This window comes from Salinibius halmophilus, assembly GCF_003577475.1.
Classification (GTDB): domain Bacteria; phylum Pseudomonadota; class Gammaproteobacteria; order Pseudomonadales; family Natronospirillaceae; genus Salinibius; species Salinibius halmophilus.
In genome coordinates, this window is record NZ_QPEP01000002.1 from 236,249 (window position 1) to 260,742 (window position 24,494).

42 protein-coding genes are annotated in these 24,494 nt (G+C 48.4%); 3 read left to right on the plus strand and 39 right to left on the minus strand.

Going from position 1 to position 24,494, the window contains the following annotated elements; translation table 11 throughout:
• Positions 1-18: 18 nt before the first annotated feature.
• The gene (locus tag DUW71_RS02725; protein ID WP_119393702.1) at positions 19-858 is read right to left on the minus strand and encodes a U32 family peptidase; all 840 of its coding nucleotides are present in this window, start codon (positions 856-858) and stop codon (positions 19-21) included.
• Positions 855-1,823: a peptidase U32 family protein gene (locus DUW71_RS02730; RefSeq protein WP_119393703.1), complete on the minus strand. Its 969-nt coding sequence runs from the start codon at positions 1,821-1,823 to the stop codon at positions 855-857. Before DUW71_RS02730 ends, DUW71_RS02725 begins: the two co-directional genes overlap by 4 nt.
• A gap of 174 nt (positions 1,824-1,997) precedes the next feature.
• Here DUW71_RS02730 and ubiT point away from each other — a divergent pair, with 174 nt between their 5' ends.
• Positions 1,998-2,342 carry a ubiquinone anaerobic biosynthesis accessory factor UbiT gene (gene ubiT / locus DUW71_RS02735; RefSeq protein ID WP_119393704.1) on the plus strand — a complete coding sequence of 115 codons (345 nt, stop codon included), beginning with the start codon at positions 1,998-2,000 and terminating at the stop codon, positions 2,340-2,342.
• 8 nt (positions 2,343-2,350) lie between these two features.
• A complete protein-coding gene (locus tag DUW71_RS02740; RefSeq protein ID WP_119393705.1) occupies positions 2,351-2,725 on the plus strand; it encodes a gamma-butyrobetaine hydroxylase-like domain-containing protein in 375 nt (124 codons plus the stop codon).
• Here DUW71_RS02740 and DUW71_RS02745 read toward each other — a convergent pair.
• The 5 genes from DUW71_RS02745 to bioB all read right to left on the minus strand — a co-directional run bounded on the left by DUW71_RS02745 (position 2,720) and on the right by bioB (position 5,633).
• Positions 2,720-3,046 (minus strand): hypothetical protein, encoded by a 327-nt coding sequence (locus DUW71_RS02745; protein ID WP_119393706.1) that lies wholly within the window; start codon positions 3,044-3,046, stop codon positions 2,720-2,722. The genes DUW71_RS02740 and DUW71_RS02745 overlap by 6 nt on opposite strands.
• Before the next feature lie 66 nt (positions 3,047-3,112).
• The gene (locus tag DUW71_RS02750; protein ID WP_158583844.1) at positions 3,113-3,391 is read right to left on the minus strand and encodes a response regulator transcription factor; all 279 of its coding nucleotides are present in this window, start codon (positions 3,389-3,391) and stop codon (positions 3,113-3,115) included.
• 237 nt (positions 3,392-3,628) lie between these two features.
• Positions 3,629-4,366, minus strand: coding sequence for a putative metalloprotease CJM1_0395 family protein (locus DUW71_RS02755; protein WP_119393708.1), 738 nt, complete (start codon positions 4,364-4,366; stop codon positions 3,629-3,631).
• Between the two features lie 2 nt (positions 4,367-4,368).
• Positions 4,369-4,617 (minus strand): hypothetical protein, encoded by a 249-nt coding sequence (locus DUW71_RS02760; protein WP_119393709.1) that lies wholly within the window; start codon positions 4,615-4,617, stop codon positions 4,369-4,371.
• 56 nt (positions 4,618-4,673) lie between these two features.
• Positions 4,674-5,633 (minus strand): biotin synthase BioB, encoded by a 960-nt coding sequence (gene bioB / locus DUW71_RS02765; RefSeq protein WP_119393710.1) that lies wholly within the window; start codon positions 5,631-5,633, stop codon positions 4,674-4,676.
• A gap of 58 nt (positions 5,634-5,691) precedes the next feature.
• On the opposite strand from bioB, the gene DUW71_RS02770 reads away from it, so the two are divergent.
• Complete coding sequence (locus tag DUW71_RS02770; protein WP_119393711.1) at positions 5,692-6,345, plus strand: ComF family protein; 654 nt, start codon at positions 5,692-5,694, stop codon at positions 6,343-6,345.
• A gap of 35 nt (positions 6,346-6,380) precedes the next feature.
• Here the strand turns inward: DUW71_RS02770 and rplQ are convergent, their stop codons facing one another.
• The 32 genes from rplQ to rpsL all read right to left on the minus strand — a co-directional run bounded on the left by rplQ (position 6,381) and on the right by rpsL (position 24,464).
• Positions 6,381-6,758, minus strand: a complete 378-nt coding sequence (gene rplQ, locus DUW71_RS02775) for a 50S ribosomal protein L17 (RefSeq protein WP_119393712.1) — start codon at positions 6,756-6,758, stop codon at positions 6,381-6,383.
• A 27-nt stretch (positions 6,759-6,785) separates the two neighbouring features.
• Positions 6,786-7,787: a DNA-directed RNA polymerase subunit alpha gene (locus DUW71_RS02780; protein WP_119393713.1), complete on the minus strand. Its 1,002-nt coding sequence runs from the start codon at positions 7,785-7,787 to the stop codon at positions 6,786-6,788.
• Between the two features lie 26 nt (positions 7,788-7,813).
• Positions 7,814-8,434 (minus strand): 30S ribosomal protein S4, encoded by a 621-nt coding sequence (gene rpsD / locus DUW71_RS02785; protein WP_119393714.1) that lies wholly within the window; start codon positions 8,432-8,434, stop codon positions 7,814-7,816.
• A 12-nt stretch (positions 8,435-8,446) separates the two neighbouring features.
• Complete coding sequence (gene rpsK, locus DUW71_RS02790; protein WP_119393715.1) at positions 8,447-8,839, minus strand: 30S ribosomal protein S11; 393 nt, start codon at positions 8,837-8,839, stop codon at positions 8,447-8,449.
• Positions 8,840-8,870: 31 nt separating this feature from the next.
• Entirely contained in the window at positions 8,871-9,227 is a 357-nt protein-coding gene (rpsM, locus tag DUW71_RS02795; protein WP_119393716.1) for a 30S ribosomal protein S13, read from the minus strand.
• A 125-nt stretch (positions 9,228-9,352) separates the two neighbouring features.
• Positions 9,353-9,469 (minus strand): 50S ribosomal protein L36, encoded by a 117-nt coding sequence (gene rpmJ, locus DUW71_RS02800; protein ID WP_119393717.1) that lies wholly within the window; start codon positions 9,467-9,469, stop codon positions 9,353-9,355.
• Between the two features lie 20 nt (positions 9,470-9,489).
• Positions 9,490-10,842: a preprotein translocase subunit SecY gene (secY, locus tag DUW71_RS02805; RefSeq protein ID WP_119393718.1), complete on the minus strand. Its 1,353-nt coding sequence runs from the start codon at positions 10,840-10,842 to the stop codon at positions 9,490-9,492.
• Positions 10,843-10,846: 4 nt separating this feature from the next.
• Complete coding sequence (rplO, locus tag DUW71_RS02810) at positions 10,847-11,281, minus strand: 50S ribosomal protein L15 (protein WP_119393719.1); 435 nt, start codon at positions 11,279-11,281, stop codon at positions 10,847-10,849.
• Positions 11,282-11,283: 2 nt separating this feature from the next.
• The gene (gene rpmD, locus DUW71_RS02815; protein WP_119393720.1) at positions 11,284-11,469 is read right to left on the minus strand and encodes a 50S ribosomal protein L30; all 186 of its coding nucleotides are present in this window, start codon (positions 11,467-11,469) and stop codon (positions 11,284-11,286) included.
• Between the two features lie 3 nt (positions 11,470-11,472).
• Positions 11,473-11,973: a 30S ribosomal protein S5 gene (gene rpsE, locus DUW71_RS02820; protein ID WP_119393721.1), complete on the minus strand. Its 501-nt coding sequence runs from the start codon at positions 11,971-11,973 to the stop codon at positions 11,473-11,475.
• A gap of 12 nt (positions 11,974-11,985) precedes the next feature.
• On the minus strand, positions 11,986-12,336 hold the full coding sequence (gene rplR / locus DUW71_RS02825; protein ID WP_119393722.1) for a 50S ribosomal protein L18: 351 nt from the start codon (positions 12,334-12,336) through the stop codon (positions 11,986-11,988).
• A gap of 15 nt (positions 12,337-12,351) precedes the next feature.
• Positions 12,352-12,885 carry a 50S ribosomal protein L6 gene (rplF, locus tag DUW71_RS02830; RefSeq protein ID WP_119393723.1) on the minus strand — a complete coding sequence of 178 codons (534 nt, stop codon included), beginning with the start codon at positions 12,883-12,885 and terminating at the stop codon, positions 12,352-12,354.
• A gap of 10 nt (positions 12,886-12,895) precedes the next feature.
• Positions 12,896-13,288, minus strand: coding sequence for a 30S ribosomal protein S8 (rpsH, locus tag DUW71_RS02835; RefSeq protein WP_119393724.1), 393 nt, complete (start codon positions 13,286-13,288; stop codon positions 12,896-12,898).
• Between the two features lie 88 nt (positions 13,289-13,376).
• Positions 13,377-13,682 carry a 30S ribosomal protein S14 gene (gene rpsN, locus DUW71_RS02840; RefSeq protein ID WP_119393725.1) on the minus strand — a complete coding sequence of 102 codons (306 nt, stop codon included), beginning with the start codon at positions 13,680-13,682 and terminating at the stop codon, positions 13,377-13,379.
• A 12-nt stretch (positions 13,683-13,694) separates the two neighbouring features.
• Positions 13,695-14,234 (minus strand): 50S ribosomal protein L5, encoded by a 540-nt coding sequence (gene rplE / locus DUW71_RS02845; RefSeq protein WP_119393726.1) that lies wholly within the window; start codon positions 14,232-14,234, stop codon positions 13,695-13,697.
• 11 nt (positions 14,235-14,245) lie between these two features.
• A complete protein-coding gene (gene rplX, locus DUW71_RS02850; protein WP_119393727.1) occupies positions 14,246-14,575 on the minus strand; it encodes a 50S ribosomal protein L24 in 330 nt (109 codons plus the stop codon).
• 37 nt (positions 14,576-14,612) lie between these two features.
• A complete protein-coding gene (gene rplN / locus DUW71_RS02855) occupies positions 14,613-14,981 on the minus strand; it encodes a 50S ribosomal protein L14 (protein WP_119393728.1) in 369 nt (122 codons plus the stop codon).
• A gap of 38 nt (positions 14,982-15,019) precedes the next feature.
• Positions 15,020-15,280 (minus strand): 30S ribosomal protein S17, encoded by a 261-nt coding sequence (rpsQ, locus tag DUW71_RS02860; protein ID WP_119393729.1) that lies wholly within the window; start codon positions 15,278-15,280, stop codon positions 15,020-15,022.
• Position 15,281: 1 nt separating this feature from the next.
• Positions 15,282-15,473 (minus strand): 50S ribosomal protein L29, encoded by a 192-nt coding sequence (rpmC, locus tag DUW71_RS02865; protein WP_119393730.1) that lies wholly within the window; start codon positions 15,471-15,473, stop codon positions 15,282-15,284.
• The gene (rplP, locus tag DUW71_RS02870) at positions 15,473-15,886 is read right to left on the minus strand and encodes a 50S ribosomal protein L16 (protein WP_119393731.1); all 414 of its coding nucleotides are present in this window, start codon (positions 15,884-15,886) and stop codon (positions 15,473-15,475) included. Before rplP ends, rpmC begins: the two co-directional genes overlap by 1 nt.
• An 11-nt stretch (positions 15,887-15,897) precedes the next feature.
• Positions 15,898-16,584, minus strand: coding sequence for a 30S ribosomal protein S3 (gene rpsC, locus DUW71_RS02875; RefSeq protein WP_119393732.1), 687 nt, complete (start codon positions 16,582-16,584; stop codon positions 15,898-15,900).
• Between the two features lie 12 nt (positions 16,585-16,596).
• Complete coding sequence (gene rplV / locus DUW71_RS02880; RefSeq protein ID WP_119393733.1) at positions 16,597-16,926, minus strand: 50S ribosomal protein L22; 330 nt, start codon at positions 16,924-16,926, stop codon at positions 16,597-16,599.
• 10 nt (positions 16,927-16,936) lie between these two features.
• The gene (gene rpsS, locus DUW71_RS02885; protein WP_119393734.1) at positions 16,937-17,212 is read right to left on the minus strand and encodes a 30S ribosomal protein S19; all 276 of its coding nucleotides are present in this window, start codon (positions 17,210-17,212) and stop codon (positions 16,937-16,939) included.
• Between the two features lie 21 nt (positions 17,213-17,233).
• Positions 17,234-18,061 (minus strand): 50S ribosomal protein L2, encoded by an 828-nt coding sequence (gene rplB, locus DUW71_RS02890; protein ID WP_119393735.1) that lies wholly within the window; start codon positions 18,059-18,061, stop codon positions 17,234-17,236.
• 13 nt (positions 18,062-18,074) lie between these two features.
• Positions 18,075-18,371, minus strand: coding sequence for a 50S ribosomal protein L23 (gene rplW / locus DUW71_RS02895; RefSeq protein ID WP_119393736.1), 297 nt, complete (start codon positions 18,369-18,371; stop codon positions 18,075-18,077).
• Entirely contained in the window at positions 18,368-18,973 is a 606-nt protein-coding gene (rplD, locus tag DUW71_RS02900; protein WP_119393737.1) for a 50S ribosomal protein L4, read from the minus strand. Before rplD ends, rplW begins: the two co-directional genes overlap by 4 nt.
• An 11-nt stretch (positions 18,974-18,984) precedes the next feature.
• The gene (gene rplC, locus DUW71_RS02905) at positions 18,985-19,614 is read right to left on the minus strand and encodes a 50S ribosomal protein L3 (RefSeq protein WP_119393738.1); all 630 of its coding nucleotides are present in this window, start codon (positions 19,612-19,614) and stop codon (positions 18,985-18,987) included.
• Positions 19,615-19,693: 79 nt separating this feature from the next.
• Positions 19,694-20,005, minus strand: a complete 312-nt coding sequence (rpsJ, locus tag DUW71_RS02910) for a 30S ribosomal protein S10 (protein ID WP_119393739.1) — start codon at positions 20,003-20,005, stop codon at positions 19,694-19,696.
• A 173-nt stretch (positions 20,006-20,178) separates the two neighbouring features.
• Positions 20,179-21,372: an elongation factor Tu gene (gene tuf / locus DUW71_RS02915; protein WP_119393740.1), complete on the minus strand. Its 1,194-nt coding sequence runs from the start codon at positions 21,370-21,372 to the stop codon at positions 20,179-20,181.
• Positions 21,373-21,402: 30 nt separating this feature from the next.
• Positions 21,403-23,511, minus strand: a complete 2,109-nt coding sequence (gene fusA, locus DUW71_RS02920; protein ID WP_119393741.1) for an elongation factor G — start codon at positions 23,509-23,511, stop codon at positions 21,403-21,405.
• An 18-nt stretch (positions 23,512-23,529) separates the two neighbouring features.
• Positions 23,530-24,000 carry a 30S ribosomal protein S7 gene (gene rpsG / locus DUW71_RS02925; RefSeq protein WP_119393742.1) on the minus strand — a complete coding sequence of 157 codons (471 nt, stop codon included), beginning with the start codon at positions 23,998-24,000 and terminating at the stop codon, positions 23,530-23,532.
• Between the two features lie 92 nt (positions 24,001-24,092).
• Entirely contained in the window at positions 24,093-24,464 is a 372-nt protein-coding gene (rpsL, locus tag DUW71_RS02930) for a 30S ribosomal protein S12 (protein WP_119393743.1), read from the minus strand.
• Positions 24,465-24,494 lie beyond the last annotated feature (30 nt).

Here is a 24,494-nt window from a genome sequence, read left to right on the forward strand (position 1 = left end):
CTGGCGTAAATCTTTGTTTTACTGCATGGCGCTCACCATGCCTGCTTTTGTGAACCAAAAGCCATTTACTTGGTTTGGCTGCATTTGGCGCTGAAAACTGTCTAACTTTGCAAACTGCTCTGGCTTAGACAGGCTGATTCGAAAACTACCTATATACTCAGGCATTGAATATTCTAACGCAAGTAGATTGCACTCACCAGAAGACATTATTGTATGTCCGTTGGCAACCAGAAGCGCCTGATCCTCGCGCGTTTTTAGTATTTCGCTTGGCTTAGTTAAGCATAATTGTTGGCAGTTGGCGCGACTTAGCCCAGCACTGCGTGCATGCATACAGCGGGCAGAAATACCCAACATTTGCTGGCCAAAAGCAAACAGCTCCACATGGGGTATTCGTGTATTGGCGAGCAACCCTTCTAGCCATGCCTTGCCTAGTTCAACTGGTGGAGACCAGACGGTCATCCCCTGCCCCATTAGCCAAGATAGCGTAGCAGAGTTATATACTGCCAACTGATTACCGCCGACAAATGGACGACTAGCTGCGCTAGCGGCTGCTACCGCGGTCAAATCATTTGCCTCAATTGGTCCAGACCAATGCGTTAACACCTTTTCCACATAGTGCTCATCACTAGCAGAGTTAATTAACCACGGCAGCGAGAATACAACCTCTTTACCTGCGGCTTGCAACTGCTCTGCAATCGCAAGCCATTGCGTGAATGATAAAATCCCACGCTTACGACACACGACCTCGCCGATATATATACGGGTAAACCTTGGATCATGCGCGACCGATTTATACAGCGCCATCAACTCACTTGCCGACCAGGCAAACGCAATCGGCGCTAATGTAAACGGCCTCATCGCCACCCCTCGGTGTAAGCACCCTGAGTCAGCTGGCTGCCTTCGGCAAACTTTTGTAGTTGCTGGTCAACCTGATTAGGCGTGCAACGCCCATCAACAAGGTCGCGCCAAAATCGCGCCACCTTGCCAGCATAAACGGGTCCACGCTGGCGCCCTTCAATCTTTAATGAGCACACGCCAGCGTCTCGCAACTCATCAATGAGCGTTGCGGTACTCAAGCTTTCTGGGCTACAAATCGCATGGCCATTTTTATAGTTGGCTTTGCAGAGGGTCGGATAAGGGGCAGGTGTATTGCTATCTAGCTGGTTTAGCAGCACACCATTGAGCCGCAAGTCAGTCTGCTCTCCATTGCGCTGCCAAGACACATATTTCCCAGGTGAGCAGGCACCATAGCTGTTTGGAGATTTCCCTGTTGCATAGCCACTTAAATAGCAGCGCCCTTCAACCATTGGGCACAGAGAGCCAAAGCCGAACACTTCAATGCCTAGTGCACTGGGTAAAGCCTTGCGCATACGTGCGATCTCTTTTACCGATAGCACTCTTGGCAGCACAACCCGCTCAATGGCGAACTGATCATAGAGCATCTTAGCAGCAGCAACCGAGGTAGCCGATGCCTGAACTGACGCATGCAACACCACGCTATCACTCAAAGTGCGCGCGTAGGCCATTAACCCGAGGTCGGCTAAAATGAGTGCATCAGCATTGAATGAGATGGCTTGCTCAATCGCTTGATACCACTTTGCTTCCTCGCCCGGCTTGGCAAACGTATTGACTGCCAAATGCACATGTTTGCCCTGTTGATGGGCATATTGAATGAGCGCTTCGATATCATGATAGCTAAAGCCTGCGCCAGCAAAGTTGCGAGCATTGGTGGCACCAGAGACACCAACATACACGGCATCGGCGCCATTTTCGAAGGCAGCCATTGCCATTGTTGGGGAGCCGGCAGGACATAGTACTTCCATTGCATTACCTCGAACACCAAACTAGCACAAGGCTGCTTATGGCGTTTTACGTAGTAGAGAACGTTATTCATAGTTCCTACTTATGTTCTAACCTAAGCTCTTATTGCGTGTTGATTTAAGGCAAGTGGCACCTCAGATAGTTTTATTAAGCTGTGCTTTTAGCAGGAGGCTTATATGCTGCATAAACGTCTGGCCGTGTTATTGTTCAACCAACTATGTAAACGCAGTGAACCCTACGCCATTCATAATCGCTGGATAGCCATAGAGTTCGATTATTTCCCCACGCCTGTTTACCTGTGCCGCACAAGTCAAGGCAACACCATCATGGGTACACCACGCCATACTGATGTAACACTAGGTGCGAGCTACCGAGGGGTGTTGAGCATGTTACAGAGCGAATGCGATGCGGATGGTTTATTCTTTCAGCGTCAATTTTATTACCATGGTGACACTGAACTTGGCTTGGCCTTGAAAACCTGGCTAAGTGACCTCAGTTATCAGCTATTCGATCGCCATTGAGGTTTGTTATGCAAGCACCTACCGATATCAAAGTTAAGTCAGCCGACAAACTAATGTGGTTAACCTTTGCTGGTGAAACACATGCCATCAGCTTTGAACTGCTGCGCGTGTACTCGCCATCAGCCGAAGTAAAAGGTCATGGCGGCGTAGGCGGGGAGCTTCCTGTTGGCAAACGCCACGTAGGTATTAGCAAAATAGAGCCGGTAGGAAATTACGCCATCCGAATCTTTTTTGACGATGGCCATAATAGTGGTTTGTATTCTTGGGAGTACCTGTACGATCTTGCTAGCAAGCAACAGGACTATCAAACAGAATACGAAGCGCAACTAGCGGCCCAAGGCGCAAGCCGAGAGCCGAAATTTATCAATATTACTAATCTATGAGTCGTTGCGCTGATCGCCACGACTGCCATAGATAGCGGTATCGACCAAGAGCGCAACAACCGGAATGAGACACCAAGCTGTAGCGCCAAATTGATAGCCCCAGCCTAAAAGTATGACCGCTGCCGAGCTTGCAAACACCAAGGTATTGGCGATCACGAGGATGATCAGGCTGTGTAGCCTGCGGTCTAAATAGATGCCCGTTAATATCGCGGCAACAACGATCGCAGCAAACAGCGCAAGCGACGCTAACCACCAATATATAAAGCCACCAAGAAGTATGCCTACAATACTGGCGATTCTGGAATAATGATGTGACGGCACAAGCCACTCCTATTAGAAGAACCCCTTCAGTATACGAAGTGGCAGGCGCCTATGGCAACTTACGCTTTACGCAGGTACAGACTCAGATATCCGGCGTTTCGCACCTGTGCGCCGCTGTCGAACGATTTGCTTGTCTAACCAGCCAGAATCAAGCATGACTTCCATTAACTGGGCAGCGAGTTCTGCACGATTAGAGACGCCCATAGACTTATAAATTCTACGTGCGTGGTATTTAACGGTACTTTCGGAAATCTCTAGGCACTCGGCGATGTCACGGTATGACTGACCAGACACGAGCTGTCGAAAAACCTTTTCTTGTTGTGCTGTAAGCTTAATAAGGGACACGTCCTGTTCTCCTTTAGTTATTACCCTTAGGGATAATCTTACTTGTCCACTAACCCTTTACCAGATAGCATCATGACCGAAATTGAACTAAAAATGGTCACATAACTCTAGTATTCACTATCGCCAACAATAACGACAATTCTGTACGTTTGATTGCCGGATGACGAAAGGCAGTTTACGGGCGTTTATTTGGGATATAGCGCCTTAAACGGCGATAGGGAATTTACCAGCTATTAACTAGGCAATGGCTTGAAATCGTTCTGAAATATCATCAATTTCGTCGCGATATTTCTCTAATGCCAACAGCGTCTCAGTTAGCTGATCAAATCGCTGCTGATACTCGCGACTGGAGTCATCTTTCTGATCTTCTGCAGCTTCCGCCTGCTCGGTTAGCTCCTCACTAGCCTCTTCGCGAGACGCTTCTTGCTCTAACCTATCCTCTCTTAGCAGCTCTGCGCGAGCAGCCATTTCCATCATTACCGCTTGTTGCGCTACCATTCTGTCTTGCGATGACGGTTCGGATGGCGCCATTGCAGCACGCTGAATTTGTTCGGCTTTTTCTATGGTTTCTTCGGCGGTTGCTTCGCGCGACAGGTCTACTTGCACAGACCCTGCTACCGCATAGCGCTTGCCATCTGGGCCAATGGTGTACTCGAGTTTCATCGAACCACCGTATTGACCGGCAGCGGCTTGGTGGGCGAGTTCGTGCTGGCGAACTTCTCGATCGCGCTGAGACAGCTCTTGTACTTGCTGAAGCTCTATCTCAGACAGCGAATTCTCTCGCTGCCGAGATTGGCGATTATCGTCCTGCTGTTCTGAGCGTTCTTCTTCGGCACCCTTAGCTTTGGTTGTCGATTCACTCTCTTCGATGGCACGAGCTGTCTCGGAGCGATCGCCAGAACGCACCGCCTCCACTTGCTGTAGCGCTGTTAGCGGTACAGCCACAACAGGAGATGGACCTGCAATGGCAGCCATGATTACACCTTCGCGTCTACCAAGGTGCCGATTGCCTTATCTGCGGTTTCAACAACTTTAGCACCTGCCTGCACTTGATATAGCGCCTGCTGTTGCTCGACAGCAGCTGAAGCGACAGTTACAGAAGTATCCTTAGCAGGTTGTGCAGACGTCGCCGCAACCGCTTGATTCAACTTGGTAGCAGATGCATCAAGGTTTTGCGTGCCAGACTGAACAGCAAATACACCTGTATTCATCACATCATTAATCATAATGCCTCCTAATATAGGCTTACGACTAAAGTATAGCACATCTGACTAGTTTTTGATCAACTGGCTGCTTCGTAATAAAGCGACTCAGGCTGTTTAATTTTCATACCAGCCTGTTTGAAAAGCTCCAAGTCTGAAACCGTGTTTGGATTAGAGGTGGTTAATAACTGGTCGCCGTAAAAGATTGAATTAATGCCCAAACTAAACGCTGTGGCCTGCAATGCAGCCGACATTGTCTCACGCCCAGCAGATAACCTGAGATAGGACTTTGGCATTATGATTCGCGCCACCGCAATGGTGCGTAAAAACTCAAGTTCGGTCACGGGTTCGGCATTTTCTAGTGGTGTACCCGGAATGGGTACTAATTGATTTAGCGGCACACTCTCAGGCTGAGAGGGCAGCGTAGCTAGCGTGTGCAGCATTTCGATACGGTCTTGCCTAGTTTCACCCATGCCTAAAATAGCACCCGAGCATACCTTTATGCCGGCATCGCGAACCTTATCTAATGTATCTAAGCGATCTTTATAGGTTCGCGTACTAACAATGTTCTTGTAATGGGATTCCGAAGTATCAACATTATGATTGTAGTAGTCTAGCCCGGCTTCTTTGAGCGCTTCGGTATGCGATTCGTCTAACATACCAAGGGTTACACAGGTCTCCATGCCGAGTGCTTTGACTTCCTTAATCATTTGCAACACTGCTGGAAAATCACGTTTGACTGGCGCGCGCCAAGCTGCACCCATGCAAAAACGTGTTGCCCCAGTTTCTTGCGCTCGTTTCGCCTGAGCAACAACCTCGTCAATCGCTGCCAATCGCTGACGCTCTAAGTCCGCATCATGATGCCCCGACTGCGAACAATAACCACAGTCCTCCGGACACCCACCCGTTTTGATAGACATCAACGTGCTCGTTTGCACTTCCGTTGGATCAAAGTTCTGTCTATGAATAGACATAGCTTGATATACCAGCTCTGGAAATGGCAACTCAAATAGCTCGCGAACGTTAGCTTTATTCAACATATCTCACTACCCTGTAAAAAAACCAAACAATATACAGAGCTAACTAGCAATCATAGCAATGAACTTTACTTCTGGTTACTTTTTAATCTCTACTTGCCACCTCTGCGGTAATGATTCGCACAACAACACCCCCTGCCAACAATGCAAAGACTGGCTACTGGCAACGGACACAGCTAGATGTGAGATCTGCGGTTTAGCTTTGGCCACGGAAGGCGCTCAGTGTGAACAAGTTGATTACCATGACGCGATAGACAGGACATTAGTAGCGAATGACTATGGTGGCGTTACAGCAAAGCTTATCCGTGACTTCAAATACAATAAAAACCATGCAGCACTACCCACTTTACAATGGCTCGCACAAGCCCTTTGCGACCAAATCGATGATGGCCAACATATGATGACAGTCCCCACTCACTGGCGTCGTCGAATGAGACGTGGTTTTGACCACACTAAACAAATATTTGATCGTCATGCAGGCGTGCCCTTGATCACACGGGCGCATCGTAAACCCCTAGAGGGACTAACTAAAAAGGAACGTCAGCGCGAACTAGCAGGCAGCTTTAAATGGTTAGGTAAACCCGCACCAGACCGTGTAACGATCCTAGATGACGTCACTACAACTGGCACAACGATGAACGAAATCGCTAAAGTGCTAAAAAGACATGGTGTTAAAACGGTAGACGCGGTAGCGCTATGTAAAACAGGAAGGTAATAAAAAACCCGCCGAAGCGGGCTTTTTAAAGCTTATTATTCGTCGTCAGACTCAACTGGACGATCAACGAACTCGATATAAGCCATTGGTGCATTGTCACCAGCGCGGAAGCCGCATTTTAGAATGCGAACGTAACCACCTGGACGATCTTGGTAGCGAGGACCTAGATCGGTGAACAATTTACCTACAGCTGCTTTGTCACGTGTTGCGTTGAAAACGTAACGACGGTTAGCAACTGAATCTACTTTTGCTTTTGTAACCAAAGGTTCGATCACGCCACGAAGCTCTTTTGCTTTCGGCAGTGTCGTCTTGATTACTTCGTGCTCAACCAGTGCATTGGCAAGGTTTTTCAACATTGCCTTGCGGTGAGCGCTCGTACGGTTAAAGTGGCGACCACTCTTACGATGACGCATTGTTCATTCCTTACCCAGAAAATCAGGTTAAGACAGGACCTTATCGTCTTTCTTCAGGCTAGCTGGTGGCCAGTTCTCTAGCACCATGCCCAATGACAGACCTTTAGACGCGAGTACATCTTTAATTTCTGTTAGCGACTTCTTACCTAGGTTAGGAGTCTTCAACAGCTCTACTTCGGTGCGCTGAATCAGGTCACCAATGTAGTAAATGTTCTCGGCTTTCAAGCAGTTCGCTGAACGAACTGTTAGCTCAAGGTCGTCGACCGGACGAAGTAGAATTGGATCGATTTGATCTTCTTCTTCTTCCTCTGCAGTTTCCGCTTCACTTTCGAAATCGACGAAAGCTGCTAGCTGTTGCTGCAAAATGGTTGCTGAACGGCGGATAGCCTCTTCAGGATCGATGGTACCGTTTGTCTCAATGTCGAGAATTAGCTTGTCGAGGTCTGTACGTTGCTCGACACGTGCACTATCAACCACGTACGCTACACGGCGAACAGGGCTGAAAGATGCATCAAGCTGCAGTTTTCCGATAGCTCGGGTCTCATCTTCACCAACACTGCGGGCTTCTGCAGGAACATAACCACGACCCATTTGGATCTTAATGGTCATGTTCAGCTTGCCATTGTCACCCATGTGACAAATAACATGCTCAGGATTTACCACTTCAACACCATGGTCGGTAGTGATGTCACCCGCTGTTACAGCGCCAGCGCCTTGCTTGCTGAGTGTTAACGTCGCTTCTTCGCGCTCAAAGAGTTTGATCGCAACGCCTTTAAGGTTTAGCAGGATATCTTGTACATCTTCCTGCACGCCTTCCAGCGCACTGTACTCGTGTTGAACGCCTTCGATCTCAACTTCAACGATTGCTGCACCCGGCATGGATGACAACAAGATACGACGCAATGCCGCACCTAACGTGTGACCGAAGCCACGCTCGAGTGGCTCAAGTGTCACTTTTGCGTGGGTTTTGCTGATTTCCTTCACATCAATGTGTTTAGGACTCAGAAAGTCATTTGCTGAACGCTGCATAGATGCCCCTAAATTAAGCAGTGTTATTACTTGGAGTAGAGTTCCACGATCAGGTTTTCGTTGATATCTGCTGGCAGATCGATACGTTCAGGCGCAGCCTTGAAAGTACCAGTCTTCTTCTTGCTATCAACTTCTACCCAGTTTACCGGAGCACGGTTAGCAGCCAGCTCAAGCGCGTTGGCAACACGCAATTGATTCTGGGCCTTTTCACGTACGGAAACGACATCACCCGGCTTAACATTGTAAGATGGTACGTTGACCACATTACCGTTAACCAGAATCGCTTTATGGCTTACCAACTGGCGGCATTCTGCGCGAGTTGAGCCAAAACCCATACGGTAAACAACGTTGTCTAAACGTGTTTCCAGCAATTTCAGAAGGTTCTCACCTGTCGCACCTTTTAGGCGCGCAGCTTCTTTGTAGTAGCTACGGAACTGCTTTTCAAGCACACCGTAAATACGACGAACCTTTTGTTTTTCACGTAACTGAAGGCCGTAGTCAGACAAACGACCGCGACGCGCGCCGTGCTGGCCTGGGGCAGCTTCCAGTTTACATTTTGTGTCTAATGCGCGAACACCGCTCTTCAAGAAAAGATCAGTGCCTTCGCGGCGAGACAATTTACACTTTGGACCAAGGTAACGTGCCATGAATCCGACTCCTTATACGCGGCGTTTCTTAGGTGGACGACAGCCGTTGTGTGGAATAGGCGTAACGTCTGAAATGCTTTGGATTTTAAAACCCAAGCCGTTCAGTGCGCGAACCGCCGATTCACGACCTGGTCCAGGACCTTTTACACGTACGTCAAGATTCTTGACACCGTACTCTTGTGCGGTTTGACCTGCACGCTCGGCAGCAACCTGTGCTGCGAACGGGGTGCTCTTACGAGAACCACGGAAACCCGAGCCACCAGCTGTTGCCCAACTCAGGGCGTTGCCTTGGCGGTCCGTGATGGTCACGATGGTGTTATTGAAAGAAGCATGGACGTGTGCAACACCGTCAGCTACCTGCTTTTTCACCTTTTTGCGCGACCGGTTCGTACCTGGCTTTGCCATCTTCGATTTCCTATAAAGAAATAGTTAAAATTTAGCGACGAATAGGTTTCACTGGGCCTTTACGAGTACGCGCGTTTGTCTTAGTGCGCTGTCCACGTAATGGTAGACCACGACGGTGACGAATACCGCGGTAGCAGCCCAGATCCATCAAACGTTTGATGTTCATCTGAACTTCGCGACGTAGGTCACCCTCAACAGTAAACTTGCCAACCTCTGTACGTAATACGTCCAAAGTGGCTTCATCTAGTTCGCCGATCTTAGTTGTCTCTGCAACACCTGCAGCAGCACAGATCGCTTTCGCACGTGTACGGCCTACACCGAATACGTATGTTAGCGAAATTACCGCGTGCTTGTTGTCAGGGATGTTGACACCAGCTATACGGGCCATTTATTTACTCCGTTCACTTGGAATATCTTCAGCGAGCCTTCACGACTCACAAAATAACTTTCGCGTTCATGAAGGGCGCGAAAGAATAAAGGCTACTCGAAAAAAAATCAAGTAGCCTAAGACAATTAACCTTGTCTTTGTTTGTGCTTAGGATCTGTAGGACAGATCACGCGCACTGCACCGTTACGACGAATAACTTTGCAGTTACGGCACATTTTTTTAACCGATGCACGAACTTTCATTGCAATCTCCTATTGGGCTATTAGCGAAGCAAACCGCCAGCGCCGCCCATACCTTTCTGACCCGACTTTTTCATCAGCGAAGCATACTGCTGGCTCATCATATGACTCTGCACCTGTGCCATGAAGTCCATGACCACTACTACAACAATCAACACCGACGTACCACCGAACTGGAATGGCGCACCTGCGGCCACAACCAGCGCCTGTGGCGCCAAAGACACTACCGCGATATATATCGCGCCAAAGAACGTTAGACGCGCTGTCACACCATCAATGTAGCGTGACGTCTGCTCACCCGGACGAATACCTGGGATAAATGCTCCAGAACGTTTAAGGTTCTCAGCAATATCCTTAGGATTGAAAGTGACAGCAGTATAGAAATAACAGAAGAAGACGATCGCCGCCGAGAACAGCACGATATAAAGTGGCTGATTCGGAGCGAGCAGCGCTGCTAGATCCTGCATCCAAGCTAAGCCTTCGCTATTGCCAAACCAGTTACCAACCGAAGCTGGGAACAATAGTAAGCTAGATGCGAAAATCGCTGGGATCACACCCGCCATGTTGAGTTTAAGCGGCAAATGGCTGCTAGGCTGCGCAAACGCAACCCGGCCTTGCTGACGCTTGGCGTAGTTAATTGTAATACGACGCTGCATGCGCTCGATAAATACAATCACCATCACCACAACAAAAGCGAATGCGGTTAGACCTAACAACAATAGGTAGTTGATTGATCCTTCGCGGGCCAAGGTGAAACCTTGGTTGATCGCTGACGGAAGACTCGCCACGATACTAGCGAAAATCAACATTGAAATACCGTTGCCGATGCCGCGCTCGGTGATTTGCTCACCTAGCCACATCATAAACATGGTACCGCTAGACAGCGTTACAACTGCTACGAAGTAGAAGTCCCAACCAACAACACCATCTACATTCGAGAAAGCGATGCCCTGACTAGCTAGACCCACTGCGATACCAAACGACTGGATTATGGCCAGTACTAACGTGCCGTAGCGCGTGTACTGGGTCATTTTACGTCGGCCGGCCTCACCGTCTTTTTTCAATTGCTCAAGCTGCGGACTCACTACCGTTAGCAGCTGCATGATGATCGAAGCACTGATATACGGCATGATGCCGAGCGCCAAGATACTCATGCGCTCCAAAGCACCCCCTGAGAACATGTTAAACATGCTAAGGATGGTGTCGGAGTTACGCTCAAAAAACTGGCTCATTGACTCTGGATTAACGCCAGGAACCGGAATATGCGCGCCAATACGGTATACCAAGAATGCACCGAGTACGAACAACAGACGAGATACTAACTCGCCTGATACGGCACCCTGCTGACCACTTGGTTGTGATCCTTGCTTAGCCATTGAATTATTCCTCTACTTTGCCGCCCGCAGCTTCAATTGCTTCACGAGCGCCTTTAGTCACTTTCAGACCTTTAACTGTTACAGCTTTGGTCAGCTCACCTGACTTGATAACACGAGCACGCTTAGTTGCTTCGTTAACAATGTCAGCCGCTTTCAAAGCAGCTAGGTCTACTACATCAGTGCCAACAAGAGCAAGTTCGTGCAAACGAACTTCTGCAGTTGTCGCCGCCATGCGCGAGGTAAAACCCCACTTACCAAGACGACGTTGTAGTGGCATCTGACCACCTTCAAAACCACGACGTACTTTACCGCCTGAACGTGATTTTTGACCTTTGTGACCACGACCACCAGTCTTACCTAGACCAGAGCCAATACCACGGCCAACACGCTTGCCAGACGGCTTAGAACCATCCTGAGGGCTAAGAGTATTCAAAAACATCATTACTCTCCTACTACACGAACCATGTAGCTAACTTTGTTGATCATGCCACGTACTGATGGCGTGTCTTCAAGTTCGCGTACTTGGCCAATTTTGCGAAGACCCAAACCTTTTACACATAGCTTGTGCTTAGGCTGAGTAGCGATAGGGCTGCGAAACAGCTCGACTTTCAATGTTTTGTTAGCCATGACTTACCCCAGGATATCTTCTACAGATTTGCCACGCTTAGCTGCAACGCCTTCTGGAGAGCGCATGTGCTGCAAGCCCTTGAACGTCGCGCGAACGATGTTGATCGGGTTTGTTGAGCCATAGCACTTAGCCAGTACGTTTTGTACGCCAGCCATTTCAAGAACCGCACGCATTGCACCACCGGCAATTACACCAGTACCTTCCGATGCTGGCTGCATGTAGACCTTAGAACCACCGTGACGTGCTTTTACAGGGTACTGAAGCGTGTTGTTTGTGATCGCAACATTAATGATGTTACGACGCGCTTGATCAGTTGCTTTTTGAATTGCAACAGGTACTTCTTTCGCTTTACCACGACCGAAGCCAACGCGGCCATTGCCATCGCCAACTACCATCAAAGCTGTGAAACCGAAGATACGACCACCTTTAACCACTTTAGCAACGCGGTTAACTTGGACTAACTTCTCTTGCAATTCAGATTGCTGTTGTTCGTTATTCGCCATGATCACGACCCCTTAGAACTGCAGACCGCTTTCACGCGCGGCATCTGCCAACGCTTGAACACGACCATGATACTTGTAACCAGAGCGGTCAAATGCAACTTTTTCGATGCCAGCAGCTTTCGCACGCTCAGCAATCAATGCACCTACTTTCTTGGCCGCTTCAATGTTGCCTGTTGCATCAGCACGTAGATCTTTTTCTACTGTTGACGCAGTCGCTAATACTTTATCACCTTCAGCTGAGATGATTTGAGCGTAGATATGGCGAGGAGTACGGTTGACGCACAAACGAACTTCACCAAGCTCACGAATTTTAGCGCGGGCGCGGGTCGCACGACGAATACGTGCTTGCTTTTTAGCGTTCATATTCTATGCCCTACCTTACTTCTTCTTAGTTTCTTTACGACGAACGTATTCATCCGCGTAACGAATACCTTTGCCTTTGTATGGCTCAGGTGGACGGAACTCACGGATTTCAGCCGCTACCTGACCGACTTTCTGCTTGTCGATACCCTTCACAACAATTTCAGTGTTGCTTGGTGTTTCAGCAGTCACGCCTTCTGGCAGTGCATAGTCAACCGGGTGAGAGAAACCAAGAGACAAGTTAACGCTGTTGCCGCTTGCTTTAGCACGGTAACCAACACCGTTTAGCTGCAACTTCTTCTCGAAACCAGCAGATACACCAGTCACCATGTTGTTCAACAGGGCGCGAGTTGTACCAGCGATTGCACGAGAGAACTTAGCACCGTCACGAGGGCTAACACTTAATACATTTTCTTCAATTGCAACGTCTACATTGGCATTCAATTCAAGAGCAAGTTCGCCCTTAGCGCCTTTCACTTTAACGTTACGACCGTCGACTTTAACTTCTACGCCTGATGGTAGAGAAATCGGGGCTTTTGCTACGCGAGACATCTTGACCTCCTTAGAATACTTCGCAGATCACTTCACCGCCGATGCGTTGTTTACGCGCATCACGATCAGCCATCATGCCTTTAGAAGTCGAGATGATCGCTACACCTAAACCACCAGATACTTTAGGTAGCTCATCAGCACCTTTGTACTGACGTAGACCTGGGCGGCTTACGCGTTTGATCGATTCGATTACTGGTTTGCCTTCGAAGTACTTCAGATCGATAGACAATACCGGCTTAGTTTCACCTTCAACAGTAAACTCGCCTATGTAACCTTCGTTCTTAAGAACTTCAGCTACTGACACCTTTACTTTAGAAGAAGGCATAGCTACAGCCGCTTTACCTGCGCGCTGAGCATTGCGAATACGTGAGAACATATCCGCAAGAGTGTCTTGCATACTCATTGTATAACCTCATTAATTCAGCAGAAACGCGGTAGCCGGGGTACGATGACCCCGGCCCTGTCCGTTTTGCTTAAACGGAAGCTAGTAATTACCAGCTTGCTTTCTTCAAGCCTGGGACGTTACCTTTCATGGTTTCTTCCCGTAACTTGATGCGTGACAGACCGAACTTGCGGTAAACCGCGTGCGGACGACCAGTCACTTGACAACGACGCTGCAAGCGAACTGGGCTTGCATTACGTGGCAGTTTTTGAAGCGCAACTTGCGCAGCCCACAGATCTTCCTCTGAAGTTGCAGGATTTGCAATGATTGCTTTCAATTCAGCGCGTTTTTCTGCGTATTTTGCGACAGTTTTAATGCGCTTCGCTTCACGCGCCTTCATGCTGTTCTTAGCCATGGTAGCTTATCCTCAACCTTTGAACGGGAAGTCCAAGCCCTTCAACAGAGCGCGACCTTCATCGTTAGTGTTAGCGGTTGTCGTAACAGTGATATCTAAACCACGGATCTTGTCTACTTTTTCGTATTCAATTTCCGGGAAGATGATCTGTTCACGAACACCCATTGAGTAGTTACCGCGACCATCGAAGCTCTTTGGTGAAATACCACGGAAGTCACGTACACGAGGTAGTGAGATATCAACCAAACGGTCAAGGAATTCCCACATACGCTCACCGCGCAACGTCACTTTACAACCGATTGGCCAGCCTTCACGAATTTTGAAGCCTGCAACAGATTTACGTGCTTTTGTTACTACAACCTTTTGACCAGTGATGGCCTCTAGATCTGCAACAGCCGCTTCAACCTGCTTCTTATCAGCCGCACCTTCACCAACACCCATGTTTAGGGTTACTTTGGTGATTTTTGGTACTTCCATAACGTTCTTGTAGCCAAACTCTTCAGTCAGCTGAGCAACAACTTTAGCTTTGTAGAGTTCTTTCAATCTCGACATCGTATTGCTCCTTAAGCGCCAACTTGAGTTTGAGTTGACTTAAAGATGCGCACTTTTTTGCCATCTTCAAGAACCTTAAAGCCAACACGGTCACCTTTACCAGTTTCCGGGTTAAAGATCGCAACGTTAGAAGCAGCAATTGATGCTTCCTTCTCTACGATACCACCCTGAATACCAAACTGAGGGTTTGGCTTCTGGTGCTTCTTAACAAGATTTACACCAGATACGATAAAGCGAGGACCTTTAGTGTCATCGGCAATAACTTTGGTGATAGTACCACGTTTACCGCGGTCTTTTCCCGCGATAACGATCACTTCGTCACCAGTTCTAAATTTACGCATGTCTTATCTCCACTTCCTGCTACCGTCTAGCACTGAGTTACAGTACTTCCGGCGCCAGGGAAATGATTTTCATGAATTTTTCTGTACGTAGTTCACGCGTGATAGGCCCGAAAATACGAGTACCTACTGGCGCGTGGTTTGCATTAAGCAGAACCGCAGAGTTTACATCAAAACGGATGATAGAGCCATCCGGACGACGTACACCTGATTTAGTACGTACCACAACCGCATCCATAACTTGGCCTTTTTTGACCTTGCCACGAGGGATTGCTTCTTTTACCGACACCTTAATGATGTCGCCGATGCGCGCGTAACGACGATGCGAGCCACCAAGTACTTTAATACACTGTACTTTTTTCGCGCCGCTGTTATCCGCAACATCCAGAATGGTTTGCGTTTGAATCATTTCTCAAACTCCCAATTGTAACGCGGGCAACGCGAGCATTAAATGCTCGCAGCGCGCTCGTCGATAGAAACCAGTGTCCACGTTTTCTTTTTAGAAATTGGGGCACACTCTTGGATTGTTACCAAGTCACCTGCGTTACACGCGTTCTCGGCATCATGGGCGTGCAACTTAGTTGAACGCTTAACGATTTTACCGTAGATCGGGTGTGTAACACGACGCTCGATAGTAACAACGATGGTCTTATCGCCTTTGTTGCTGACCACACGGCCAGTCACTGTACGACCTTTTAGCTCAGCCATATTAGTTACCTGCCTTTTCTGTCAGCAATGTGTTGATACGTGCGATATCTTTACGGACCTGCTTGAGCAAGTGAGTCTGCGTTAGCTGACGAGTCGTCAACTGCATACGCAGCTTGAATTGCTCGTGAAGCTTGTCCAGCAACAGCTGATTTAGTTCTTCAGCTGATTTTTCACGTAATTCTTGTGCTTTCATTACATTACCGTCCGCTTAACGAAGGTGGTCGAAACAGGTAGTTTCGCCGCAGCCAAAGAGAATGCTTCACGAGCCAACTCTTCAGATACGCCTTCAATTTCGTACAGAACTTTGCCTGGACGAACTTCAGCTACCCAGTACTCAACGTTACCCTTACCTTTACCCATACGTACTTCTAATGGCTTAGAAGTGATCGGTTTGTCAGGGAACACACGGATAAAGATCTTACCGCCACGCTTAACACAACGGTTAATCGCACGACGAGCAGATTCGATCTGGCGAGACGTAATGCGTGCACGACCAGTCGCTTTTAGACCGTATTCACCAAAGTTTACTTTGGTACCGCGTTGAGCAAGACCACGGTTGCGGCCTTTCTGAACTTTGCGGAATTTTGTACGTTTAGGTTGCAGCATCTGTTAACTCCTTACTTCGAAGATTTCTTTTTCGGAGCTTTAGCAGCCTGCGCACGTACTTCATCGATACCACCAAGGATGTCACCTTTGTAGATCCACACTTTAACGCCGATCACGCCGTAAGTGGTGTGAGCTTCGTAAGTGTTGTAATCGATGTCTGCACGCAGTGTGTGCAATGGTACACGACCTTCACGTACCCATTCAGCACGTGCGATTTCAGCGCCGCCTAGACGACCAGAAACCTGGATCTTGATACCTTCAGCGCCGGCACGCATAGCATTTTGAACGGCACGCTTAGTAGCGCGACGGAACATAACGCGGCGTTCTAACTGCTGAGCAACGTTTTGCGCAACCAATCTCGCGTCTAGGTCTGGCTTACGAATTTCTTCGATATTGATATGAACAGGAACGCCCATACGCTTAGCCAGATCTTGACGTAGCTTTTCAACGTCTTCGCCTTTTTTACCAATCACGATACCCGGACGAGCAGTGTGAATAGTAACTTTAGCGTTGCCTTCTGTACGCGCAATAACGATGCGGCTTACAGATGCTTTCTCTAGTTTCTTTTCTAAGTAGCTACGAACTTCGATGTCGCTCAGTAGCTTCTGAGAGTATTGTTTGCTATCGGCATACCACACAGAGTTGTGGTCTTTGGTGATGCCGAGGCGAATACCCGTAGGGTGGACTTTATGACCCATTTGGAATCTCCTTTACTCGGATACCTTGACCGTAATGTGGCAAGTACGCTTAAGAATGCGATCTGCACGGCCTTTGGCACGTGGGCGGATACGCTTCATAGTCATACCTTCGTCAACGAATGTTGCTGAAACTTTCAGCTCATCGATGTCAGCGCCGTGATTATTCTCTGCGTTAGCTACAGCTGACAGCAAAGTCTTCTTTACAATCTGAGCACCTTTCTTCGGTGAGAACGTTAGAATATCTAACGCGTCCGCTACCGATTTGCCACGGATTTGGTCAACAACCAGACGAGCTTTCTGGGCTGAAAGACGGGCACCGCGATATACAGCTTGTGTTTCCATCATATTCCCCTTAGCGCTTCGCCTTCTTGTCGGCGATGTGACCCTTGAACGTACGTGTCAGGGCAAATTCGCCGAGCTTGTGACCAACCATATCTTCGGTAATGTACACAGGCACATGTTGACGTCCGTTATGGACTGCAATGGTCAACCCAACAAAGTCAGGGAAGATGGTGCTGCGACGTGACCAAGTTTTGATCGGACGCTTTTCACCTTTCTCAATTGCAGTCTCCACCTTCTTCAACAGATGAAGGTCGACGAAAGGACCTTTTTTCAGTGAACGTGGCACAGCCTATTCCTCTTATCTAAATTACTTCGCAGAACGACGACGTACGATAAGCTTATCGGTACGCTTGTTCTTACGAGTTTTATAACCCTTGGTCGGTACACCCCATGGGGTAACCGGATGACGGCCACCTGATGAACGACCTTCACCACCACCGTGTGGGTGGTCTACCGGGTTCATCGCAGCACCACGAACTGATGGACGCACACCGCGCCAACGGCTCGCACCAGCTTTACCTAGTTGACGTAGGCTGTGTTCGCTGTTGCTTACTTCGCCGATGGTTGCACGGCAATCTACCAGTACGCGACGCATCTCGCCTGAGCGCAGACGGATTGTGGCGTAAGCACCTTCACGTGCTACTAGCTGTGCTGAAGCCCCCGCTGAGCGGGCAAGCTGTGCGCCCTTGCCAGGTTTCAATTCAACACAGTGAATCACCGAACCTACCGGTACTGAACGCAACGGCATTGCACTACCTGGCTTAATTGGCGCGCCTTCACCAGAAATAACTGGATCGCCGGCTTTTAGACCAGATGGAGCAATAATGTAACGACGCTCACCATCACGGTATAGTACCAGTGCGATGTGTGCGCTACGGTTCGGATCGTATTCCAAACGCTCAACAACACCTGGGATGCCATCTTTGTTGCGTTTGAAGTCGATTAAACGGTAATGGCGCTTATGACCACCACCAATGTGACGACTAGTAATGCGACCGTTGTTGTTACGACCACCAGTCTTACGACCTTTTTCTACTAGCCCTGCAAACGGGCGCCCTTTATGTAGTTCGTCGTTTTTAACCGACACTACATGGCGGCGACCGGCTGAAGTTGGTTTAGCCTTCTGAATAGCCATGGTTCACCTCCGATTATTGAAAGTTCAGGAAGTCGATTTCCTGACCTTCCGCTAGGCGCACGTATGCTTTTTTAACATCGTTACGCTTACCAACACCACGCATAGTGCGCTTAGTTTTACCTTTCTGCACCAAAGTGCGAACAGACACTACGTTCACTTCAAATAGCTTTTCTACAGCTGCTTTGATTTCTTCTTTGGTTGCATCTGGCGTAACGCGGAATACAACTTGGTTGCTGCCATCAGCTACGATGGTTGCTTTCTCAGAGATGTGAGGCCCAAGCAGAACTTTGTATAGACGCTGTTGGTTCATGCTAACGACTCCTCGATTTTCTTCAGAGCTTCAGTCGTAACCAGAACCTTCTCGTGTGCAACTAGGTTCACTGGGTTTACACCAACAGTGTCAGTTACGAATACGTGTGGCACGTTACGTGAAGACAGGAACAAGTTCTCATCTACTGAATCAGTGATGATCAAAGCGTTAGACGCGCCTAGCTCGTTCAATTTAGCAACGAAGGCTTTAGTCTTTGGCTCAGCAACAGTGATTTCGTCTACAACAATCAGACGCTCTTGACGAACTAGTTCAGACAAGATTGATGCAATCGCGCCGCGATACATTTTCTTGTTAACTTTCTGAGAGAAGTCACGTGGCGTTGCAGCGAATGTTTTACCACCGCCAACCCAAATAGGGCTACGAATAGTACCTGCACGTGCACGACCAGTGCCTTTTTGACGGAATGGCTTTTTACCGCCACCAGATACAGCTGCACGGTTCTTTTGTGCTTTGGTACCTTGACGACCAGCTGCCAAATAAGCTGTAACTACTTGATGCACCAGCGCTTCGTTGAAATCACGACCAAAAGTCGCGTCAGAAACTTCAACGGTATTGCCAGAGCCTACGATATTCAAATTCATACCTTAACTCCTTACGCTTTTACCGCTGGTTTTACGACAACATCGCCACCTGGTGCGCCTGGAACTGCGCCTTTAACTAGCAACAGGTTACGCTCGGCATCTACACGAACGATCTCTAGGTTTTGCGTGGTTACACGCTTATTACCCATTTGACCGGCCATTTTTTTGCCTTTAAATACACGTCCAGGAGTTTGACACTGACCAATAGAGCCAGGTGCACGGTGAGATAGAGAGTTACCGTGGGTGTTATCTTGACCACTGAAGTTATGGCGTTTGATAGCACCTTGGAAGCCTTTACCTTTAGATGTAGCTGTTACGTCTACAATCTGGCCAGCTTCAAAGATTTCTACAGAAACCGTATCACCAGCTTTTAGCTCGGCGCCAGATACACGGAATTCACCGGTAACTGAACCAGCTTCTACGCCAGCTTTAGCAAAGTGACCTGCAACAGGCTTGCTAACACGGCTTGCTTTTACTGAACCAGCTGTTACCTGCACAGCGTCATAGCCGTCGGTTTCAACTGTTTTTACTTGTGCAACGCGGTTAGGCGCTGCTTCGATTACCGTAACTGGAATCGACGCACCGTCTTCTGTGAAGACGCGAGTCATGCCAGCTTTACGGCCAATCAGACCTAATGACATAATATTTCCTCTTAATGTACGGGGCTACAACCCGCTATGGCCACCTTATTCGGGTGTTACATCAAGCTTTTTCCTGCGCTTAGCTAAGACCGATTTTAACGTCTACACCAGCAGCAAGATCCAGCTTCATAAGTGCTTCAACTGTTTTTTCAGTTGGCTCAACGATGTCAAGCATGCGCTTATGAGTGCGAAGTTCGTATTGATCACGCGCGTCTTTGTTAACGTGCGGTGAAACCAATACAGTGAAACGCTCTTTACGCGTTGGCAGTGGAATAGGACCACGTACCTGCGCACCAGTGCGCTTGGCAGTTTCTACGATCTCTTGCGTTGAAGTGTCGATCAACTTGTGATCGAACGCTTTCAAACGGATGCGGATCTTCTGGTTCTGCATTTGACCAAAACTCCAGCTTTGTTAAACAGCAATGGGTATCCCGTTAAAGGGACGCGCAGTGTATAGGATGCTCATTCATTGGTCAAACATTTTTGACCATAATTTGCACACCCTCACAGACTAAAAAGGGGTGCCGTAGCACCCCTTTGCGTAAAGTATTATTGCTAATCGAATTATTCGATGATTTTAGCAACAACGCCCGCACCTACAGTACGGCCACCTTCACGGATCGCGAAACGTAGACCTTCGTCCATCGCGATTGGGTTGATTAGCGTAACAACCATTTTCACGTTGTCACCAGGCATAACCATTTCTACGCCTTCTGGAAGCTCACAAGCACCAGTTACGTCAGTTGTACGGAAGTAGAACTGTGGACGGTAGCCTTTGAAGAATGGCGTGTGACGACCACCTTCTTCTTTCGACAGAACGTAAACTTCTGATTCGAACTTAGTGTGAGGAGTGATCGAACCTGGCTTAGCCATTACTTGGCCACGCTCAACTTCGTCACGCTTCAGACCACGGATCAGTGCACCGATGTTCTCACCAGCACGACCTTCGTCTAGAAGCTTACGGAACATTTCTACACCAGTAACGGTAGTAGTTTGAGTTTCGCGGATACCAACGATCTCAACTTCTTCACCAACTTTGATCACACCCTGCTCTACACGGCCAGTACATACAGTACCACGACCAGAGATAGAGAAGATGTCTTCGATTGGCATTAGGAACGCTTGGTCAATCGCACGCTCTGGCTCAGGGATGTACTCGTCAAGAGTCTTAACAAGGTTGGCTACTGCAGTAGTACCCATCTCGTTGTCGTCTTTGCCTTCAAGTGCCATCAGTGCAGAACCGATAACGATTGGCGTGTCATCACCTGGGAAGTCGTATTCGTTCAACAGGTCACGTACTTCCATTTCAACTAGCTCAAGTAGCTCTTCGTCGTCTACCATGTCAGCTTTGTTTAGGAATACTACGATGTACGGTACACCAACCTGACGAGAAAGCAGGATGTGCTCACGAGTCTGTGGCATTGGGCCGTCTGCAGCAGAACATACTAGGATAGCGCCGTCCATCTGAGCAGCACCAGTAATCATGTTCTTAACGTAGTCAGCGTGACCTGGGCAGTCAACGTGTGCGTAGTGACGCGCTTCTGAATCGTATTCAACGTGAGCAGTAGAAATTGTAATACCACGCTCACGCTCTTCTGGAGCGTTGTCGATTTGGTCGAAAGCTTGTGCTTCGCCACCGAAAACTTCAGCACATACACGAGTAAGTGCAGCAGTTAGGGTAGTTTTACCGTGGTCAACGTGACCGATAGTACCAACGTTAACGTGCGGTTTGTTACGCTCAAAAGTAGCCTTAGCCATTTTATTTCCTCTTTAGTTAGCGCTAACCATTTAGGCTTTTTTAATAACTTGTTCAGCGATGTTGTTCGGCGCTTCAGCATAAGCAGCGAATTCCATCGTGTAAGATGCGCGACCTTGTGACATCGAACGCAAGTCGGTTGCATAGCCAAACATCTCAGCTAGCGGCACCTCCGCGTCAATGATTTTGCCACTCGGACTGTCTTCCATGCCGGATACAGTACCGCGTCGACGGTTCAGGTCACCCATCACGTCACCCATGTAATCTTCAGGAGTGACAACTTCAACCTTCATCATTGGCTCAAGTAACGCTGGATCCGCTTGCTCCGATAGCTTTTTCACCGCCATCGATGCCGCAATCTTAAACGCCATCTCGCTTGAGTCAACATCGTGATATGAGCCATCAAACAAAGTAGCCTTCAGACCCAGGAGCGGGTAACCCGCGAGTACACCATTCTGCATTTGTTCACGGATACCCGCTTCAACAGAACCGATGTATTCTTTTGGAACTGTTCCACCAACGATCTCATTAACAAAGATCAAAGAATCATCTGTCGACTCTTCCGGCACGAACGGCTCAAATTTAACTTTTACATGGCCATATTGGCCACGGCCACCAGACTGGCGAGCAAACTTAGAGTCAATTTCGCATACTTTGCGAATCTTCTCGCGGTACGACACCTGCGGCGCACCAATGTTTGCTTCCACCTTAAACTCCCGCTTCATACGATCAACAATGATATCTAGGTGAAGTTCACCCATACCACCAATAATCGTTTGGCCAGTTTCTTCGTCGGTGTGAACACGGAAAGACGGATCCTCTTGAGCTAGCTTACCTAGCGCAACACCCATTTTTTCCTGATCTGCTTGAGAGCGAGGCTCAACAGCAACCTGAATCACTGGCTCAGGGAAGTCCATTCGTTCAAGTACGATCTGATTGTTTTGGTCGGACAAGGTGTCACCAGTGGTAACATTTTTTAGACCAATCAACGCTACAATGTCGCCGGCACGCACTTCTTTAATCTCTTCACGAGAATTAGCGTGCATTTGCACCATACGACCTATGCGCTCGCGCTTACCTTTCACTGTATTCATAACAGCTTCGCCGGTATTTAGCACACCAGAGTAAACACGCACAAACGTCAACGTACCCACAAATGGGTCGGTAGCGATCTTAAATGCTAGCGCAGAGAAAGGCTCTTCATCGTCTGCATGACGCTCTGCAACCGTTTCGTCTTTATCTAGCAAGTGACCTTGAATAGATTTTACTTCTGTCGGTGACGGCAAATACTCGATTACATAATCTAGTACAGCCTGCACACCTTTGTTTTTAAACGCTGAACCAACGGCAACCAGAACGATATCATTGTCTAGTGTACGCTCACGCAAACCAGCTTTGATCTCGTCTTCGGTTAACTCGCCTTCGTCCAGGTATTTATTCATTAGCTCATCGTTCGCCTCGGCAGCTGCCTCGACAAGTTGTTCACGATGCTCTTCGGCAGACGCCTGCATTTCGGCAGGAATGTCACCGTATTCGAAAGTCATACCTTGGTCGTCTTCATTCCAAAGGATGGTTTTCATCTTAATTAGATCAACCACGCCCTTGAAATCATCTTCAGCGCCAATAGGCAATTGTAGAGGAACTGCATTCGCACCCAGACGCTGTTTCATCTGGTCAACAACACGAAGGAAGTCAGCACCGGTGCGGTCCATTTTATTGACAAACACCATGCGCGGAACTTCGTAACGGTTGGCTTGACGCCAAACCGTTTCGGTTTGTGGCTGTACGCCTGAAGAGGCGCACAACACAACCACCGCACCATCGAGCACACGCAAAGAACGCTCAACTTCAATCGTGAAGTCTACGTGCCCTGGTGTATCAATGATATTGATGCGGTGCTCATCGAATTGCTGTGACATGCCGCGCCAGAAACAGGTGGTTGCAGCAGACGTGATGGTAATACCACGCTCCTGCTCCTGTTCCATCCAGTCCATCGTCGCCGCACCATCATGTACCTCGCCGATTTTGTGCGACAAACCTGTGTAGAACAAAATGCGTTCCGTTGTTGTCGTCTTACCAGCATCAACGTGCGCACAAATCCCGATGTTGCGATAGCGGTTGATTGGGGTCTTGCGAGCCACGAGTCAGTCCTCTGAATATTAGAAGCGGTAGTGAGAGAAAGCTTTGTTAGCTTCCGCCATACGGTGTACGTCTTCACGTTTCTTGATTGCCGCGCCTTTAGCTTCAACAGCATCAGCAATCTCGCCCGCTAGACGTAGATCCATAGACTTTTCGCCACGCTTACGAGCCGCTTCAACAATCCAGCGCATAGCTAGTGCTTCACGGCGAGCAGGGCGAACTTCAACAGGCACTTGGTAAGTTGCACCACCAACACGGCGTGCTTTAACTTCTACAAGCGGTGCAACCGCTTCAAGTGCTGCTTCGAACGTTTCTAACGCTGGCTTGTCAGAACGCTCAGTAATTTTGTCAAGCGCCTTGTAAACAATACGCTCAGCAACAGATTTCTTACCATCAACCATAAGACGGTTGATGAACTTAGTCAGGCGCTGGCTACCGAATTTAGGATCTGGCAGTACTTCGCGCTTAGCGACAACTCTTCTTCTTGGCATGATAAGCCCCTTTAAAACTTTAGGTCTTCAGGAAAACCCGAAACAATTACATTCGTTCGGCCTTACTCTTATCGAGTAGTGCTACTGAACTATTACTTAGGACGTTTTGCGCCGTACTTAGAACGACCTTGCTTACGATCAGCAACGCCTGAACAGTCCAATGCACCACGAACTGTGTGGTAACGAACACCTGGCAAGTCTTTTACACGACCGCCACGGATCAGTACAACACTGTGCTCTTGTAGGTTGTGACCTTCACCACCAATGTACGAAGTTACTTCGTATTTGTTAGTTAGGCGTACACGACATACTTTACGTAGTGCCGAGTTAGGTTTTTTAGGCGTAGTTGTGTATACACGAGTACATACACCACGACGCTGAGGGCAAGCTTCCAACGCAGGTACGTCGCTTTTAGCAACCTTACGCTTACGTGGCTTGCGAACCAGCTGGTTAATAGTAGCCATTAAGACTTTCTCCACTTCTTTTTTTGCTTC